The following is a 430-nucleotide window of genomic DNA, read 5'->3' on the forward strand; positions in this document are numbered from 1 at the left end:
GCGGCGGGCGTGGGGACCGGAGGTTTGCCGGGCAGGCCGGCGCGGGCGGGACTGGCGGCGAGCGCGGCGGCGTTCATGACGGGGAACCTGCGGGGGGGGGCGACGTCCGGGCTGCGTTCATGGCGCGCTGCTGCAGACGGTGCGGGCGGGCGGTGTGCGGTGATGTCCCGGACGAGGGTGGGCTGCACGGCTACCTGGAGGTCGGCGCGGTGCATCGCCACGGTGGCCTGAGCTACCTTGCCGAGAGCCTGGCCACGGTCGGTGGCGATCGGCAGCGTGTAGATGTCCAGGCTCGTGTTATGCCGCCAACCGTGCTCTTCGAGGAGCTGGCCGCTGAGGGAAGAACCGTCGGCGGTGGCGGCGACCACGCCGAGCTGCGGATGCTCGGCGAACGCGACGTCCGGCTCAACACGCGGGGGCCGGTCGCGGG

Annotated in this window: 1 pseudogene; it reads right to left on the minus strand. The window is 74.0% G+C overall.

The features are described 5' to 3' along the window. Window positions 1–430 (minus strand): annotated as a pseudogene (locus tag RB628_RS41505) (hypothetical protein); the annotation flags it as partial.

Source organism: Streptomyces sp. ADMS, from assembly GCF_033441795.1.
Taxonomy (GTDB): Bacteria; Actinomycetota; Actinomycetes; order Streptomycetales; family Streptomycetaceae; genus Streptomyces.